Genomic DNA, 17,638 nt, shown 5'->3' on the forward strand with positions numbered 1-17,638 from the left:
CAGTAGTAGAGAAAATTAGCTTGAATCATTTTTGGTACTAGTTATTCTAGTATTGATACGAGAATGTAAGTTTAGGAAGATCAATAAACAAAAACAACATCGTGTGCAATATACTTGTATTCTTTGTTTTTTGATTATTGTGTTAAAAAAGGAGGAAATGAAAATGTCAGAGCAATTACAACGTACTCCCTTGTTTGACGTATATGCATCATATGGTGGGAAAACAATTGATTTTGGTGGCTGGGAGTTACCAGTACAATTTTCTAGCATTAAATTAGAACATGAAGCGGTTCGTACCAAAGCGGGATTATTTGATGTATCTCATATGGGTGAAATTATTGTAAAAGGTGAAGATAGTTTGTCTTATTTACAGCGCATATTAACAAATGATTTGTCAAAGCTTCAAGGTGGACAAGCGATGTATTCTGCGATGTGTTATGAAGATGGTGGTACAGTAGACGATTTATTAGTTTATAAAATTGCTCAGCATCATTACCTTTTGGTTGTTAATGCTTCTAACATTGAGAAAGACTTTGAATGGATGAAAGGTTTCTTATTCGGTGATTTGGCAGTTTCGAACGTGTCTGATTCTTATGGTCAAATAGCATTTCAGGGACCTTTAGCGGAAACTGTTTTACAAAGATTAACGAAAGAAGACCTTTCAGAAATAACATTTTTTAAATTTAAAACACAAGTGAAAATAGGCGAATATGAATATCTAGTTTCAAGAACTGGTTATACAGGTGAAGATGGCTTTGAAATCTACGGAGATCCGGAAGAAGTAAAAGCTTTATGGCATGAAATTTTAAAAGAAGGTAAGGATGACGGCGTTTTACCATGTGGTTTAGGTGCACGTGATACATTACGTTTTGAAGCTTGTTTAGCGTTGTATGGCCAAGAACTTACAAAAGATATTTCTCCACTTGAAGCTGGAATTGGCTTTGCTGTGAAATTGAAGAAAGAAGATGACTTTATTGGACAGAAAGCACTTGTCCAACAAAAAGAATCTGGCATACCACGTAAATTAGTGGGACTTGAAATGATTGATAAAGGGATTCCTCGTACTGGTTATCCAGTATTTATTAATAATGAAAAAATCGGTGAGATTACAACCGGAACGCAGTCACCAACATTAAAGAAAAATATTGGTTTAGGTTTAATCGATCGAAAATTCAGCGATCTTGGAACAGAAGTAGAAGTTGAGATTCGTGGAAAGCGTTTAAAAGCAGTAACAGTTGCGACACCATTTTATAAACGACAAAAATAATTGTTGGAAAGAGGTTGTGCCCGGATGAAACATCGTTACTTACCAATGACAGAGCAAGACCAAAAAGATATGTTAGATACAATTGGAGTTTCTTCTATAGATGAGTTATTTTCAGATATACCTGAAAAAGTAAGGTTTAAAGGTCAATATAATATCAAACCAGCTAAATCTGAATCATCTCTACTAAAAGAACTTTCTCAAATGGCTGCCAAAAATGCAGATAACAAGACGTATGCTTCGTTTTTAGGTGCAGGTGTATACGATCACTATAAACCGATTATTGTAGATCACGTTATTTCTCGTTCGGAATTTTATACGGCATATACGCCTTACCAACCGGAAATTTCTCAAGGTGAACTTCAAGCTATTTTTGAATTTCAAACAATGATTTGTGAGTTGACGGGAATGGATTTAGCCAACTCTTCCATGTATGACGGTGGTACAGCTTTGGCTGAAGCGGGAATGCTAGCAGCTGGTCATACTAAGCGTAAAAAACTATTGATTTCAGGTGCAGTTAATCCGGAATCTCAAGACGTTGTGCGTATGTATGCTTTAGGACAATCGATTGAAGTCGTTCAAATTCCAACTAAAGATGGCGTTACAGATCTTGATGCACTTAACGAGTTAATTGATGATAATACAGCAGCTGTGCTTGTTCAATATCCGAACTTTTATGGTCAAGTTGAGGATTTACGTAAAGTTGAAACAGTAACTCACGAAGCGAAAGCCTTAATGGTTGTTTCTTCTAATCCACTGGCACTTGGTATTTTAACTTCACCAGGTAAACTTGGAGCTGACATTGTAGTTGGGGATGCTCAGCCATTTGGAATCTCTGAATCATTTGGGGGACCACATTGTGGTTATTTTGCTGTTACTACGAAGTTAATGCGTAAAGTTCCAGGACGTTTAGTTGGTGAAACAACAGATGAAGTGGGACGTAGAGGATTTGTCTTAACATTACAAGCTCGTGAACAACATATTCGTCGTGATAAAGCAACTTCCAACATATGTTCGAACCAAGCATTAAATGCATTAGCAGCTTCTGTAGCGATGACTGCACTTGGTAAAAAAGGTGTTCAAGAAATTGCGACACAAAATATTTTAAAAACGAATTATGCTAAAAAAGCTTTCGAAGCTCAGGGGTTTGAAGTTGTATATCAAGGTCCTCATTTCAATGAAATCGTTGTTAAAGCAGATACCGATATCACTGTTCTAACAAAAGAACTGTTGAAAAAGGGTATTATCGGTGGATTTGACTTAGGTAAAGTTGATGATAAGTTAGCAGGACATGTATTAATTGCTGTTACTGAACAACGTACAAAAGAAGAAATCGATGCGCTTGTGCAAGAAATGGGGTCTTTCCGTGCATAAAGATAATCAACCACTAATTTTTGAAATTACAAAAGAGGGACGCGTAGGATATAGCTTACCTGAACTTGATATACCAGAAGTTGACTTAGCTTCATTATTACCTGACGGTTTATTACGCGAAGAGCTTGCTGAACTTCCCGAAGTATCAGAACTAGATATTATGCGTCATTATACAGCTCTTTCAAAAAGGAATCATGGGGTAGATTCAGGATTTTATCCTTTAGGTTCATGTACTATGAAATACAATCCGAAAATCAATGAGTCAGTTGCTCGATTCCCAGGCTTTGCAAATATTCATCCATTACAAGATGAAGAAACGGTGCAAGGTGCTATGGAGTTAATGTATGACTTACAAGAACATTTAATTGAAATTACTGGGATGGATGAAGTTACACTTCAACCTGCTGCTGGTGCTCATGGAGAATGGACGGCTTTAATGATGATTCGTGCTTTCCATGAAGCAAATGGAGATACTCAGCGTACAAAAGTAATTGTGCCTGACTCTGCTCATGGAACAAATCCAGCCTCAGCTACTGTTGCTGGTTTTGATACGATCACAGTAAAATCCGATGAAAACGGCTTAGTGGATTTAGAAGATTTAAAACGTGTAGTTGGGGACGATACCGCTGCGCTGATGTTAACAAATCCAAATACTCTCGGATTATTCGAAGAAAACATTTTAGAAATGGCTTCTATTATCCATGGTGTTGGTGGAAAGTTGTATTATGACGGAGCAAATTTAAACGCAGTTATGTCTAAAGCACGCCCTGGAGATATGGGCTTTGACTGCGTACATTTGAACTTGCATAAAACATTTACAGGTCCACATGGTGGCGGTGGCCCAGGTTCTGGTCCAGTAGGAGTAAAAAAAGATTTAATTCCGTTCTTACCAAAACCAGTTCTTGTGAAAACTGAAGAAGGATATGAGTTCGATTACAATCGACCGAAATCTATTGGACGTGTTAAACCCTTCTATGGCAACTTTGGAATCAATGTACGTGCCTACACGTATATTCGTTCAATGGGTCCAGATGGTTTGAAAGCAATTACTGAATATGCGGTTTTAAATGCGAATTACATGATGCGTAGACTTCAGCCTCATTTTGACTTACCTTATGATCGCCATTGTAAACACGAATTTGTGTTAAGTGGTCGACGTCAAAAGAAACTGGGTGTTCGTACACTTGATATGGCAAAACGATTGCTTGATTTCGGATATCATCCACCAACAATTTACTTCCCATTAAACGTGGAAGAGGCTATGATGATTGAGCCAACTGAAACTGAATCAAAAGAAACGTTGGATGCATTTATCGACGCGATGATTCAAATCGCAAAAGAAGTTGAAGAAACACCAGAAATTGTTCAGCAAGCACCTCATACAACGGTTATTAAACGTTTAGATGAGACGAAAGCTGCTCGTACACCTGTGTTACGTTATAAAAAAGATTAAAAACAAAAAGAGAGCTCTAATATGAGCTCTCCCTAAACTGTAAACAAACTCGTGAAAGATAGTTTGTTTACAGTTTTTTTAATGAATGAAATGACTGGTTTCCATTGGATCGTGACAATATATCCAACTGGAGACGGTCAATAAATTCATTTCTTTTTGTTGCGACTAGTCATTGGTAATTTAATCAGCAAGGAACCTCGCACTAAAATGTCTTGCTCAATGGCGTTTGATAGTACTAGTACTTATAAAGTTCAAAATGAAAAAACGTTGCTTTGCAATGACTTGCTTAGAAACTCGAAGTTATGCAAAAAAAAGGATTATCTCTCAGTCGTTAAATGACTTTTGAGATAACCCCTTGAGCGTGTTTATTTTGCTTTGATTTTACCAGTCCATTGACGGAAGCCGCCTTGTAACTGATAAATTTGATTGTATCCTTTTTTCTTTAAGAACAAAGCAGTTCGAGCACTTCTTGCACTGTTTTGGCAATATAAGTAAACTGGTTTGTCAGAGCGGATCTCTTTGTAACGTTGACGCATTTGTGAAGAAGGAATATTACGTGCTCCTAAAATATGACCACCGTCATATTCTTTTGGTTCACGAACATCCACTAGCTGAGCTTTGCGATAACCTTCGATAAACTGCTCTTGTGTTAAACCAGAAACAGCTTTCTTTAAACGAAATGAAGATACTAAAAAATAAACAATCAAACCGAATAAACCGGCTGCGATAATATACAAGTATTCCACGAATTGTTCCCCTCTCTCTCTATTTATATTATAAAAGAAAGTATAGCCACAATTCAATGTGTTTGTTAATATGTATTTCATCGTAAGGAGGAATCTTGATGTCAAAACCAACTTGGTATTTTATAAATTCTGGAGCATGTAGCCCTTCATTCAATATGGCACTAGATGAAGCATTGCTAGATTGGCACAGTGCTGGTGAAATTCCTCCAGTTGTAAGATTTTATGAATGGAACCCTGCTACTTTATCGATTGGGTATTTCCAAAATGTTGAAAAAGAAATTGATTTAGAGCAACTAAAAGCACATAATCTTGGATTTGTGCGAAGACCAACCGGTGGTCGAGGTGTTCTACATGAACATGAGTTAACTTATAGCATCATCGTCAGTGAAGAGTATCCAAACATGCCTGCAACTGTAACGGAGGCATATCGTGTGTTAAGCGAAGGTTTATTAATCGGTTTTCAAAAACTTGGTTTAGATGCATACTTTTCTGTACCGGATACGGATGAAAAGAAAAGTGCACTAAAAAACCCTAAAAGCGCTGTATGCTTTGATGCACCTTCTTGGTATGAATTAGTGGTAGAAGGAAAAAAAGTTGCTGGTAGCGCACAAACGCGCCAAAAGGGAGTCATTTTACAACATGGTGCGATTTTGTTGAATCTGGATGCGGATAAACTCGTATCATTGTTTAAATATCCTTCTGAACAAGTAAAAGAAAGAATCCGAAAAAGTTTACCCGAGAAAGCTGTCGCAATTAATCGATTAAGAGAAAAACCCGCAAATATGGAAGAATGTATTCAGGCATTTAAACAAGGTTTTGAAGATGGCTTACAAATTCATTTTGAAGAATTTACTTTATCAGATGTTCAAATTAAATATGTACAATCACTTGAAGCTAGTCGTTACGCTAATGACGAGTGGACTTATCGAAAATAATGGGTAAAAAGGATTATTTTTAAGAATAAATTGAAACTATTATCCTATAGACGTTGGGTATGTATGTTCGATGCTCACTCCTAATCATTTGAATAAAACATCCATATATAGTATCTTATTAAATATCGAATACACTATATATTGTGTTTGCGTTGTTTAATGTTTAGAGGAGGAATTTAAATGGTCATTGTAAAAAAACAAAATAATTTTTCAGTAAATGTTGAAGCTTTAAATCAAGATATTGCTGCATTTCCACAGGTTCACCCGATAAGTAGTGATATGAAAATAACTCATAAGGGTGTTTCAAGGTTAGTTATGATTGATCGTTACTCCTTTAAAGATACGAAAAAGCAAACGCTAAAAGTTGGAGATTTTGTCGTATTAACCGTTAAAGAAGATCCGAAATTTCCAGCACGAGGTCTTGGGTATATCGTTTCAATCGATAAAGCATCAAGCAAAGCAGAAGTAATGATTGAAGAAGATTACCGCAGCGCTATTGATGATGCAGAAGAACAAGCTACAGGAATTGTTAAACGTTCAATTCATGTCATTGAAAAACCACTTGAAGTTTTTTATGAACAAATTGCCATGCGAAATGCTACTGGTTTAGCTTCTGTAGAAACTACACCAGAGAAAAAGACAGAGTGGTTTAATAAATTTTATAAACAATTGGTTGAATTGAAATTCATACCAGCTGGTCGTGTCATTTATGGCGCTGGTGCAGAAACAGATGTAACGTACTTTAATTGTTATGTTATGCCTTTCGTCCCAGATTCGCGTGAAGGTATCTCTGATCATCGAAAACAAGTAATGGAAATTATGAGTCGTGGTGGTGGGGTAGGTACAAATGGTTCTACCTTACGTCCGCGTAATACGTTAGCTAAAGGAGTAAACGGCAAATCATCTGGTTCCGTTTCTTGGTTAGACGATATTGCCAAACTTACTCATTTAGTTGAACAAGGTGGTAGCCGTCGTGGAGCACAAATGATTATGCTGGCAGACTGGCATCCAGATATTGCAGAATTTATTATTTCTAAAATGCAAAATCCAAGAATTTTAAGATTCTTAATTGAAAATACAGAAGACGAAACAATCCGTTTACTTGCGAAAGAGAAATTAAAATTTAAGCCTTTAACACATCAGGAAGAATCTATGTATCAAGGGATTATTAATTACAAGACGATTCCTGGTCACGGTGGATTTAACGAATCAATCATTCGTGATGCTGAAACAAAGATTAATGATGGTGGTACATACAGTGTCCATAATTCTGAGTTTTTAACTGGGGCTAATATTTCTGTTACTTTAACAGATGATTTCATGAAGGCAGTAGAAGCAGATGGCGATCACGCTCTTCGTTTCCCTGCAGTTGAAGAGTATACACCTGAACAAATGGCTGAGTATAATGAAAAATGGCATGAAATTGGTGATGTACGTGAGTGGGAGAAGTTAGGTTACGGGGTAAGAACTTACCGTATGATGAAAGCAAAAGAGTTATGGAAATTAATAAATATCTGTGCAACATATTCTGCAGAACCAGGTATTTTCTTTATTGACAATGCAAATGATATGACGAATGCAAAAGCATACGGTCAACAAGTAGTTGCAACCAATCCATGTGGAGAACAACCATTAGCACCTAATTCTGTTTGTAATTTAGCTGCTGTTAATTTAGCTCAATTTGCAAATAAAGAAAACAAAACTGTTGATTTTGAAGCACTAAGAGAAACAGTTCAAGTTGGAGTTAGAATGCAAGATAATGTCATTGATGCTACTCCTTATTTCTTAGAAGATAATCGTAAACAAGCTCTTGGTGAACGCCGAGTTGGTTTAGGTGTTATGGGCTTAGCTGATTTGCTTATTTATTGTGAAAAAGAATATGGATCTGATGAAGGAAATCGATTGGTAGATCAAATTTTTGAAACCATCGCTGTCGCTGCATATGAAACATCTGCAGAATTGGCTACTGAAAGAGGAAGCTTTCCATTTTTAGAAGGTTCTACGCTAGAAGAGACGAATCGATTAAGACAAGCGTTTATTGAGACTGGATTTATGAAGAAAATGCCTGAAGATATCCGCATTAAAATTCTAGCAAGTGGAATCCGTAATTCACATTTATTGACTGTTGCTCCAACCGGTTCAACAGGAACTATGGTTGGTGTAGCAACTGGATTAGAACCATATTTCTCATTTACGTATTACCGCAGTGGAAGACTTGGGAAATTCATAGAAGTCAAAGCTGATATTGTACAGGATTACTTAGCAACAAATCCCAATGCTAGTGAAGAAAATCTACCTGAGTGGTTTGTCACAGCAATGGAACTGGCACCTGAAGCTCATGTGGATGTTCAGTGTATTATTCAACGTTGGATTGATAGTTCGATATCAAAAACGGTGAATGCTCCGAGAGGATATACAGTGGAACAAGTTCAAAAAGTGTATGAACGTTTGTATAAGGGTGGAGCTAAAGGCGGTACTGTATATGTTGATGGAAGTAGAGATGCACAAGTTTTAACATTGAAAGCAGAAGAAAATATTGTGGACGAGCATTACCATGAAGAAAAAGTGATGAAAAATCGTCCGGTTGTTTTAATTGATACGATTCAAGATTTACGCTCGACTAATGTAACTATTGGTTCAGAAGTTGGAAATACTTGTCCTGTTTGTCGTACTGGAACAGTAGAAGAGATGGGCGGATGTAATACGTGTACAAATTGCAATGCTCAATTAAGATGCGGATTATAATACGATTTAAATACACCTTGTTGCTTTTAAAGCGACAAGGTGTATTTATTTTGCCGAAAATGATTAGGCATCGCAATGTTCGTCAAAAACTAATCGAAAAGGAGATGTTGTACATGGACAAAAAAGCTTATCTCGTTATTTCAGCCGTAACTGCTTTCATATTTACTATTATTTTGTTGTTTTTGAAGACATTTAAATTTATATCTTGGAACCCCACAGGTTGGTCGAAAAAATATCAATTATTCACAGAAACTCACATATCAGTGAGGTGGATCATACTTGGTATTGTATTATTTCTATTCATATTGTTCCTATTAAAATTACTTTCTTACACTAAAAATATACAGCCTTTGTTAACATCTATCGTGTTAGGAATATGTCTTTGGGTAGGAGTGGAGTGGATGATTGCATCGGACTTTTCTTTTTTTAAAAAATCAGCCATTCCTTTTATGGCTGTGGTTTTAATCTTTACTCAAGCATTAGCTGAAACGGCTGTTTACTATGGAAGAGTTGTACATCAAGGGAATTGAAATAGGTTGCCCTCTCATTCGGTTATGCTAAAATAAAAGAGTGCATACATATAGGAGGGTTTCTGAATGAAAATTCTATGCTTAAATGGCCCTAATTTAAATCGACTGGGTAAGAGAGAACCTTCTGTCTATGGAACCGAAACCTTAACTGACATTGAAAACTCTCTTATCCAATATGGGAAACAACATCAAGTTAACATAAGTTGTTTTCAGTCTAACCATGAAGGTCAATTAATTGATTGGATTCATGAAGCTGAAGATAACGATGTAAAAGGAATTATACTCAATCCAGGGGCTTACACACATACGAGCTATGCAATAAGAGATGCAATTGCGTCCATTACTATTCCTGTGATTGAGGTTCATATTTCAAATATACATAAGAGAGAAGCCTTCAGACATTTATCCGTCCTAGCAGCAGTGTGTGAGGGTCAAATCAGCGGACTGGGTTCATTTGGGTATCAGTTAGCTCTAGAAACATTCATAAAGAGAAATGGGGAATTGTAATGGAGAAATTACGTAAACTTCGTCAAAGTTTCGCTGAACATAATATTGAGGCGATTCTACTAACAAGTGAATATAACCGTCGTTATATAACTGGTTTTACTGGCACAGCAGGGGTAGCGATTATTACTCAAGAACATGCCGTTTTTATCACGGATTTTAGATATACTCAACAAGCTCAAAAAGAACTTGTAGGGTTTGAAATCGTCCAACACTCGAAGCCGATAATGGAAGAAGTCGGAGCACAATTAGAAAAAATGAATATCAAATCAGTCGGTTTTGAAAAAGATCATATGAGCTATGCGATGTTTGAAATCTATCAAAAAGCGATCAAAGCAGATTTAATTCCTGTATCTGGCTTGGTTGAAAAAATCCGCTTGATTAAGACGGAGCAAGAGATTAAGATATTAAAGGCAGCAGCAAACATTGCAGACGCTGCATTTGAACATATTATCACGTATATCAAACCTGGTAAAACGGAGCTTGAAGTTTCAAATGAATTAGAATTCTTTATGAGAAAACAAGGAGCTAGTTCTTCATCTTTCGATATTATCGTAGCTTCAGGACTTCGTTCAGCATTACCTCATGGTGTAGCAACGGATAAAATTATTGAAACTGGTGACTTTGTTACTTTAGACTTTGGAGCGTTATACAACGGGTATGTATCTGATTTAACTCGTACTGTTTCTGTTGGAGAGCCTTCAAAGGAATTAAAAGAGATTTACCAAATTGTTCTTGATGCTCAATTAAAATCTTTAGCAGAAATCAAACCAGGTATGTCAGGTATTGAAGCTGATGCTGTTGCGCGTGATTATATTAAAGCAAAAGGTTTTGGAGATGCATTTGGTCATTCACTAGGACATGGTATTGGTCTAGAAGTACATGAAGGTCCTGGCTTATCATTCCGATCTGAAACGATTTTAGAAGAGGGAATGGTTATCACCATTGAACCAGGAATTTATGTTCCGGAAATCGGTGGCGTACGTATCGAAGATGATACAATTGTTACATCTTCGGGTAATGAAAAATTAACACATTCAACAAAAGAATTACTTATTTTATAGACTCTGGAGGAATATACACATGATATCAGTAAATGATTTTAAAACAGGTTTAACAATTGAAGTTGATGGTGGAATATGGCGAGTTCTAGATTTCCAACATGTAAAACCGGGTAAAGGTGCAGCTTTTGTTCGATCGAAACTACGTAATATTCGTACAGGCGCAGTAAATGAAAAAACATTCCGTGCGGGTGAAAAAGTTGCAAAAGCACAAATCGATAACCGTAAAATGCAGTATCTTTATGCAAATGGTGATGTTCATAACTTCATGGACACAGAATCATATGAACAAATTGAACTTGATACAAAACAAATTGAACATGAATTGAAATTCCTTCGTGAAAATATGGAAGTTCATATTATGCAATATCAAGGTGAGACATTAGGTGTCGAGCTACCGAATTCAGTTGTGCTAGAAGTAACAGAAACTGAACCAGGGATCAAAGGAGACACATCAAGTGGTGGTACGAAGACAGCGGTAGTTGAAACTGGCCTTTCAGTTCAAGTACCTTTCTTTATCAACCAAGGTGATAAATTAATTATTAATACAACGGATTCTTCTTACGTTTCAAGAGCATAATTTTAAGAGATGGGTATGTCTTTCTTTTTAGAAAGACATGCCCATCTCTTACTTTAGACAAAATAGTAATTGTTTATATAACATCATAATTCGAATTTATAACGAATAAACTTCATATTGAAAAGAATGTGGTCGGCTATTTCTTTCGCTTTCCGCGGACGAAACGCTAGCCTCCTCGGCTCAGCTGTCACCGACTGCTGAGCCGGTGGGGTCTAGCATATTTCGTTTTTCCGAAGGAGTCTTCAGAAATAGCCGACCATTTTCCTGCTAAATAGTATGCAGCAGAGTTATGGTTACATCATCGCTCCGCTAGCTTCGAAACATGATAGTGCGTTGCATCCTTTCACTAACTTCGCAAGAAAGAGGTTGGGACATAAGTGGAATTTATATATTTGAGGCAAAAATCTATATTAAGAAATGGATACTTTATGAATTGATTGAAGTGGAGTGGCGCGTGAGCTTTAGACACTTGAGCGGATAACAGCAGAACAAAGACTAAGTGCGCCACGCCCTGTGGCAACGTCTTTGAAACCAACATCCTGTTGGCCACGTGCCCCCGGAAAGCGTCCCCGCAACGGAAATCAATTTAGCATAAGCAATAAAACATCAAAATTTCTCACTGAGAAATTTTGATGTTTTTTGTTTTGTCCCAGCCCCATCTCTTTTTCATACTCAAACCTGTTTTTGCATAAAGTACATAAACGGAGGAGGGGACAAGTTGGAATTTATTGATGTTCTCCGAGTAGCAGGAATAGGATTAATATTGGCTTTTTTGCATTTGTTTTTTGAGCAAACAGGAAAAAAAGAGTTTACGTTTTTCCTCTTTGTTTTTGGCTATATGTATATGACTGCTGAAATGCTCAGATTTTTAAGGTACTTTTTTTCGGAAATCTCCACGTTTTTCGAATGGCTAACAACTTCGGTTTAAGCTATGATTAGTATTTTTCTTTCTATACTCATGATTTTACTCCTACTATTACTACACTTAATACTTCCTCAGTTCACACCCATTTTCACGACATTCTTTTTCTTCATGCTACTAGCCCATGTCTTTATAACATTACTCGTACCTTTTACCCAACAAATCATTTTAGCGGTGCCTTCTGAAGGCGGACCCATCATTCGAGTATTATTAATCTCAGTTTTTTTTACCTTTCTATCTGAAGCGTTGTCTGCTTGGTTTAGAAATCTCTCTTACGATCTCTATATACCAATGATTCAAGTTAGCTGTAATGTAATCGTGTTATCACAGTGGATACCATTGATTAAAAAAATGTTTTCAATATTATCAACTCTGATTATTGAGTAATGTGCTGAAAGGAGAGGAAGAGCCTGTGTTAGAGCCCTTAATCTCCTATTTGTTTGGAATTAGTACTTATTTTGTTGTGTTAATCATCGGAATTCTAATCGCTTCTATTTTAGATATTATGATTCCAAACGGACAAAAATGGACAAGGTTTTCTTTATTTGCAATCGCTGTTTTATTTACAATTACGCCGGCAATTGAAGCTATTCAAAATATGAAGGATTTTGCATCGAATATGATTTCCTTATTCATGAGCGTCTATCCGGTATTAACAGCTGGTCTGTTTATGAATGGAGGTACATTAGCTTTCTCCATCTGGAATCCCGCGTTATTTTTCTTTATTCAATTTTCCGTATTTCTTTCCGAAAAACTACTGATTCCTTTACTTATAACAACCATTTTGCTCGATTTTGTTAGTCGCTTTCACCCAAGTACTTCTTTTACAAAATTATCCGATTTAATTCGGACTTCCTTATTGAGCATTGTTTCAGCCATTGTAGTAAGTTATAGCTTTTTTATATCCATTCAAGGATTCATTTCCTGGAATATTTCCAGTGCTTTTAGTGAACCCGTAAAAAAATTAATCCAACAAAACATTCCATTTGTAGGTTCTTTTTTTTCTGAGAGCTTAAGTACATTTAGTCGATTTTCTTCTTCCATAACAGCTGTTACTGGTTCTGGACTTGCAGTAGGTATTTTAGTGATTGTCTTAGTTCCAACGATAAAAACGATTTTGATCGCTTTTTGCTATCGATTTGTTGCAGCCTTCATCGAACCATTTGCACCAGAAGATCTTGCAGATTTTTTAGATGATATTGGGAAGTCACTATTTGTTTTAAGTATGATTTCGTTCCTCATTGCATTTGCCTTTTTCTACACGGCAATTTTTGTAGTTATTATCTTAAAATTGTCCATGTTAGTGAGGGGTTGATATGCACGGATGGTTAAAAGGTTTAATTGCCATAATCTTTATCAGTCAGATTGCTCAACTCATGTTTAGCAACAAAGATTCAGTAGAACATATTCAACGAATTACCCGTTTTGCGATCGCTATCTATTTAATCTTGTATTTATCTACATTTTCATATGCATAGACAGGCATACCTGTTCATATAGTTTATCAAATGCATCGTTTTGCAAGAGAAGGGAGTGTGGGAAATATCCACTCTATTTAACAACAAGAAGTTTCCACCTATCATCTTGATTGTGTCGATGCTATTAATTTTCTTCGTTATGAATGGTGTGCCTTTTTTGAATGACTCTACTTCTACACCAACATCCGAAGATGGAGCATCCGCTTCACAAGAACTTAAAGAAGTATTACAAAAAATAGACGGAGTAGGTGATGTAGAATTATTCATTTATAGTGGCAAACAAAATGAAGTGGATTCAAAAAGTAGTTTACCAACCTTTTCATTATTTAATGAACAAACAAGTAAGGAAAGTGGGATTCAGTCCATACTTGTAGTTGCAGCAGGTGCTGATAATATACAAGTTCAAAATAAATTAAAGCAATATTTGTCTTCCATATTTATTTTGCCAGAACATAGAATTGTAGTCGTCCCTATGGATGAGAAAGGGGTTTTGAAATGAAGGTCAAAAAACGTACAGTGTGGATGCTTACTCTCTTAAGTTTGGTTGCGGTTATTTCCGTATATTATGTTCAAGAAGATCCGAATTCACCATTTGATGGATTGGCGATATTTTCGAATGAAACATTAGATCAATTAGCAGTTGAGGAAACGGGTGAAGTGACACCGGTATTAGCACAAAGTTCACTATTTGAAGAAATGAGAATGGAAGTTGCGAACCAACGTAGTCAACAAAGGGAACAATTAGAGGCTCAAATTGCATCTAATGAACTATCAGCTGATCAAGTAAACGAAGCGTACTCAGAAATGGAAGATTTAGCGAAAAGAGAAGCAACAGAAGCAATGTTAGAAATGTTAGTTCAAAACCTTGGGTACTCAGATGCTTTGGTACGCACAAGTGATGGGAAAGTATTAGTTACGGTTGTATCGTCAGAACAATCAAAAGCTCAAGCTAATGAAATTATCTACATTGTCATGAATGAATGGGAAGATGCAAAAGAAGTTAAAGTAGAATTTGATGATGGACAATAATAATAGACAATAAGTATCGGTCGTAATATTTGCCACAGCCGCAATTGGTTGTGGTTTTATTGTGTTTAATTAAACTTATTACTAATAATTAGTACCAACTCTTAAGTATTTTTGGGTTATCTATTTCAAATTGAACAAAAAAAGACTAAAATAGAAGGGGTACGTAATTACATACACTTAAGGGGAGTTCGCGATGTTAAAAGTACAAGAAATACGTGAAATCATAAAATTAATCGATCATTCAACAATTGATGAGTTTGTTTACGAGTCTGAAGGAACAAAAGTGAAATTAAAAAAGAATAATGGTCATGTTCACACAGAAGGTTTGAGCTCAACACCTCAACCTGTTGCACAACCAATTGTAAATGCCGTACAAGAAGCACCAGTTGCAGCAGCACCAAAAAATGATAAAGTTGAATCGTTTTCAGCTGAAGAAGTAAAAGAACCAGCAATTCTAGATGCTTCATTGCACAAAATTACTTCACCAATGGTTGGTACCTATTATCAATCATCATCACCGGATTCACCTGCATATGTTCAAGTTGGTGACAAGGTAAATGCTGACGCGGTAGTTTGTATTGTAGAAGCTATGAAATTGTTTAATGAAATCGAAGCAGAAGTGTCAGGCGAGATTGTTGAAATCTTAGTTGAAGATGGACAACTTGTAGAATATGGCCAACCTCTGTTCTTAGTAAAAGCGAACTGAGGGGGATTAAAATGAAAAAAGTACTAATTGCTAATCGTGGAGAAATTGCAGTTCGTATCATTCGAGCTTGTAAAGAATTAGATATCGAAACAGTTGCCGTTTATTCAGAAGCTGATCATGATGCTTTACATGTTCAAATGGCTGATGAATCATATTGTATCGGTCCGAAATTGTCTAAAGATAGTTATTTAAGCTTTTCTAACATTATTAGTGTTGCCAAGCTAACAGGTTGTGACGGGATTCACCCAGGTTATGGTTTCTTAGCGGAAAATGCTTCGTTTGCTGAATTATGTGAGCAATGCAATATTACATTTATTGGACCTACTTCAGATGCTATATCTAAAATGGGTACAAAAGATGTTGCGAGAGAAACGATGAGAAAAGCTGGAGTGCCAGTCGTACCAGGTTCAACAGGCATCGTTGCTGACGACCAAGAGGGTCTCGCAATAGCTCGAGAAATTGGATTCCCTGTAATCATAAAAGCTACCGCTGGTGGTGGAGGTAAAGGGATTCGTGTAGCTCGTACGGAAGAAGAGCTTGTAAAAGGAATTCAGATTACGCAAAAAGAAGCTGCTGCTGCTTTTGGTAATCCAGGCGTCTATATTGAAAAATTCATTGAAGTTTTCCGCCACATTGAAATCCAAGTTCTTGCCGATCAATACGGAAATGCAATACATCTTGGTGAAAGAGATTGTTCCATTCAACGTCGTATGCAAAAGTTAGTTGAAGAAGCTCCATCACCTGCATTATCTCCAGAATTGCGTGCTGAAATGGGTGAAGCTGCTGTAAAAGCTGCACTAGCTGTAAACTACCGAAGTGCTGGGACAGTAGAGTTTATTTTTGACCATATTAATCAAAAGTTTTATTTCATGGAAATGAATACACGTATTCAAGTTGAACATCCGGTTACTGAGATGATCACAGGAATCGATTTAATTCAGCAACAGTTGAAAATTGCTTCTGGTGAAAAACTAAGCTATGAACAATCTGATGTAAAAATAAACGGTTGGTCAATCGAATGTCGTATTAATGCAGAAAATCCCGCTAAAAACTTTATGCCTTCAGCAGGTAAAATTTCAATGTACTTAGCACCAGGTGGTTATGGAGTTCGTGTGGATTCTGCAATGTATACGGGTTATAGCATCCCGCCATACTATGACTCTATGGTTGCAAAACTAATTACACATGCTGATACACGTGAAGAAGCAGTGGCTAAAATGAAACGTGCATTAAGTGAGTTTGTAATTGAAGGAGTATTTACAACGATTCCTTTGCATGCAAAGCTAATGGATCATGAAGTATTTAAATCTGGAGATTTCGATACGAAGTTTTTAGAAACGTATGATGTATTAAACTCCTAGAGAGGATGGATTAAAATGGTCGAAAAAACAACTTCCGCTTATGTTCAAATGACACCATCGGGTAAAGAAGAACTAGGTAAAATAGAAGTAGCACCAGAAGTGTTAGAAGTAATAGCAGGTATTGCTACCACTGATGTTGAAGGAGTAGCTGGTACGCGTGGAAGCTTTGCGTCAGGTGTCGTTGAAAGACTTGGCAAAAAGGTGCATGGTAAAGGGATCAAAACCGAATTAACAGATCAAGGTTTATTTGTTGAAATTTACTGTGTTGTTCAATACGGAGCTGCTATCCCAACTGTAGCAAAAGAAGTTCAAAATCAAGTCCGTCAAGCGATTTTCAATATGACTTCACTTGAAACAAAAGAAGTAAATGTTCATATCACGGGTGTTCAATTTGAACATCAAAAAGAATCAACTATAGAATAATGCTAAAGCATCACTCCTTCATTGTGAGTGATGCTTTTTTCTGAACTTTCGAAAATCATGTTGAGTATGTTTTGTAAGTACGAAATATGCTATGATGTGTTCGGATACTTAAAGCAGGATAAAAGGAGAACACATACATGAAAAGAAGAGAAGCCCGTGAAAAAGCGTTGCAAACTTTGTTTCAACTTGAAAACACTGGTCTAACTGTAGAAGATGCAAAAAGTCATGTTTTGGACGGTAACTCTGACTCGTTCTACGAACAATTAGTAGTTGGAACGACTGAGCACTTAACACAAATTGATGAATCATTAGTTAGTCATTTAGAAAACTGGTCATTAAGCCGATTGCCTAAAATTGAACGTACCGTTTTAAGATTAGCGGTATATGAGTTATTGTTCATGAAAGACGCACCAGCAAAAGTAATCATGAACGAAGCGATTGAACTTTGCAAAACGTTTGGTGACGAAAAGTCTAGTAAATTTGTTAATGGAGTTCTTTCAAAATACGCAGATTCTTAAGCGATTTAT

General features: G+C 36.5%; 19 protein-coding genes. 18 read left to right on the forward strand and 1 reads right to left on the reverse strand.

The features are described from left to right. Positions 1–163 precede the first annotated feature (163 nt). Genes gcvT through gcvPB form a run of 3 tightly spaced genes read left to right on the forward strand, consistent with a single transcriptional unit; the run spans position 164 to position 4,091 of the window. Positions 164–1,267: a glycine cleavage system aminomethyltransferase GcvT gene (gene gcvT / locus AC3EA5_RS05075; RefSeq protein WP_488607334.1), complete on the forward strand. Its 1,104-nt coding sequence runs from the start codon at positions 164–166 to the stop codon at positions 1,265–1,267. A 24-nt stretch (positions 1,268–1,291) separates the two neighbouring features. Continuing rightward, positions 1,292–2,638, forward strand: a complete 1,347-nt coding sequence (gcvPA, locus tag AC3EA5_RS05080; protein ID WP_488607335.1) for an aminomethyl-transferring glycine dehydrogenase subunit GcvPA — start codon at positions 1,292–1,294, stop codon at positions 2,636–2,638. Beyond that, positions 2,601–4,091, forward strand: coding sequence for an aminomethyl-transferring glycine dehydrogenase subunit GcvPB (gene gcvPB / locus AC3EA5_RS05085; RefSeq protein ID WP_488607336.1), 1,491 nt, complete (start codon positions 2,601–2,603; stop codon positions 4,089–4,091). The genes gcvPA and gcvPB overlap by 38 nt, the downstream gene beginning before the upstream one ends. A gap of 365 nt (positions 4,092–4,456) precedes the next feature. Here the strand turns inward: gcvPB and AC3EA5_RS05090 are convergent, their stop codons facing one another. Beyond that, positions 4,457–4,837: a rhodanese-like domain-containing protein gene (locus AC3EA5_RS05090; RefSeq protein WP_394187763.1), complete on the reverse strand. Its 381-nt coding sequence runs from the start codon at positions 4,835–4,837 to the stop codon at positions 4,457–4,459. A gap of 98 nt (positions 4,838–4,935) precedes the next feature. Between AC3EA5_RS05090 and AC3EA5_RS05095 the strand changes: the two genes are divergently transcribed. The 15 genes from AC3EA5_RS05095 to nusB all read left to right on the forward strand — a co-directional run bounded on the left by AC3EA5_RS05095 (position 4,936) and on the right by nusB (position 17,629). Continuing rightward, a complete protein-coding gene (locus AC3EA5_RS05095) occupies positions 4,936–5,772 on the forward strand; it encodes a lipoate--protein ligase family protein (RefSeq protein WP_488607337.1) in 837 nt (278 codons plus the stop codon). A gap of 180 nt (positions 5,773–5,952) precedes the next feature. Beyond that, entirely contained in the window at positions 5,953–8,517 is a 2,565-nt protein-coding gene (locus AC3EA5_RS05100; protein WP_488607338.1) for a vitamin B12-dependent ribonucleotide reductase, read from the forward strand. A 50-nt stretch (positions 8,518–8,567) separates the two neighbouring features. Further along, on the forward strand, positions 8,568–9,047 hold the full coding sequence (locus AC3EA5_RS05105) for a hypothetical protein (protein ID WP_488607339.1): 480 nt from the start codon (positions 8,568–8,570) through the stop codon (positions 9,045–9,047). A 66-nt stretch (positions 9,048–9,113) separates the two neighbouring features. Continuing rightward, a complete protein-coding gene (gene aroQ, locus AC3EA5_RS05110) occupies positions 9,114–9,554 on the forward strand; it encodes a type II 3-dehydroquinate dehydratase (RefSeq protein WP_488607340.1) in 441 nt (146 codons plus the stop codon). Then, the gene (locus tag AC3EA5_RS05115) at positions 9,554–10,615 is read left to right on the forward strand and encodes a M24 family metallopeptidase (protein WP_488607341.1); all 1,062 of its coding nucleotides are present in this window, start codon (positions 9,554–9,556) and stop codon (positions 10,613–10,615) included. Before aroQ ends, AC3EA5_RS05115 begins: the two co-directional genes overlap by 1 nt. Before the next feature lie 19 nt (positions 10,616–10,634). Continuing rightward, entirely contained in the window at positions 10,635–11,192 is a 558-nt protein-coding gene (efp, locus tag AC3EA5_RS05120) for an elongation factor P (RefSeq protein WP_394187771.1), read from the forward strand. Between the two features lie 718 nt (positions 11,193–11,910). Beyond that, the gene (locus AC3EA5_RS05125) at positions 11,911–12,120 is read left to right on the forward strand and encodes a SpoIIIAC/SpoIIIAD family protein (protein ID WP_394187773.1); all 210 of its coding nucleotides are present in this window, start codon (positions 11,911–11,913) and stop codon (positions 12,118–12,120) included. Positions 12,121–12,526: 406 nt separating this feature from the next. Continuing rightward, positions 12,527–13,429 carry a stage III sporulation protein AE gene (locus AC3EA5_RS05130; protein ID WP_394187775.1) on the forward strand — a complete coding sequence of 301 codons (903 nt, stop codon included), beginning with the start codon at positions 12,527–12,529 and terminating at the stop codon, positions 13,427–13,429. A gap of 1 nt (position 13,430) precedes the next feature. Further along, positions 13,431–13,592 (forward strand): hypothetical protein, encoded by a 162-nt coding sequence (locus AC3EA5_RS05135; RefSeq protein ID WP_488607342.1) that lies wholly within the window; start codon positions 13,431–13,433, stop codon positions 13,590–13,592. Between the two features lie 55 nt (positions 13,593–13,647). Further along, positions 13,648–14,091, forward strand: coding sequence for a hypothetical protein (locus AC3EA5_RS05140; RefSeq protein ID WP_488607343.1), 444 nt, complete (start codon positions 13,648–13,650; stop codon positions 14,089–14,091). Beyond that, positions 14,088–14,621: a SpoIIIAH-like family protein gene (locus AC3EA5_RS05145; RefSeq protein WP_488607344.1), complete on the forward strand. Its 534-nt coding sequence runs from the start codon at positions 14,088–14,090 to the stop codon at positions 14,619–14,621. Before AC3EA5_RS05140 ends, AC3EA5_RS05145 begins: the two co-directional genes overlap by 4 nt. Positions 14,622–14,814: 193 nt before the next feature. Beyond that, positions 14,815–15,327, forward strand: a complete 513-nt coding sequence (gene accB, locus AC3EA5_RS05150; RefSeq protein WP_488607345.1) for an acetyl-CoA carboxylase biotin carboxyl carrier protein — start codon at positions 14,815–14,817, stop codon at positions 15,325–15,327. Between the two features lie 11 nt (positions 15,328–15,338). After that, positions 15,339–16,688 (forward strand): acetyl-CoA carboxylase biotin carboxylase subunit, encoded by a 1,350-nt coding sequence (gene accC / locus AC3EA5_RS05155; protein ID WP_488607346.1) that lies wholly within the window; start codon positions 15,339–15,341, stop codon positions 16,686–16,688. A 15-nt stretch (positions 16,689–16,703) separates the two neighbouring features. Then, a complete protein-coding gene (locus AC3EA5_RS05160; protein ID WP_394187786.1) occupies positions 16,704–17,111 on the forward strand; it encodes an Asp23/Gls24 family envelope stress response protein in 408 nt (135 codons plus the stop codon). A 137-nt stretch (positions 17,112–17,248) separates the two neighbouring features. Then, positions 17,249–17,629 (forward strand): transcription antitermination factor NusB, encoded by a 381-nt coding sequence (gene nusB, locus AC3EA5_RS05165; protein ID WP_394187788.1) that lies wholly within the window; start codon positions 17,249–17,251, stop codon positions 17,627–17,629. The last annotated feature ends 9 nt before the right edge of the window (positions 17,630–17,638 follow it).

The sequence above is a fragment of the Paenisporosarcina sp. genome, from assembly GCF_057785155.1.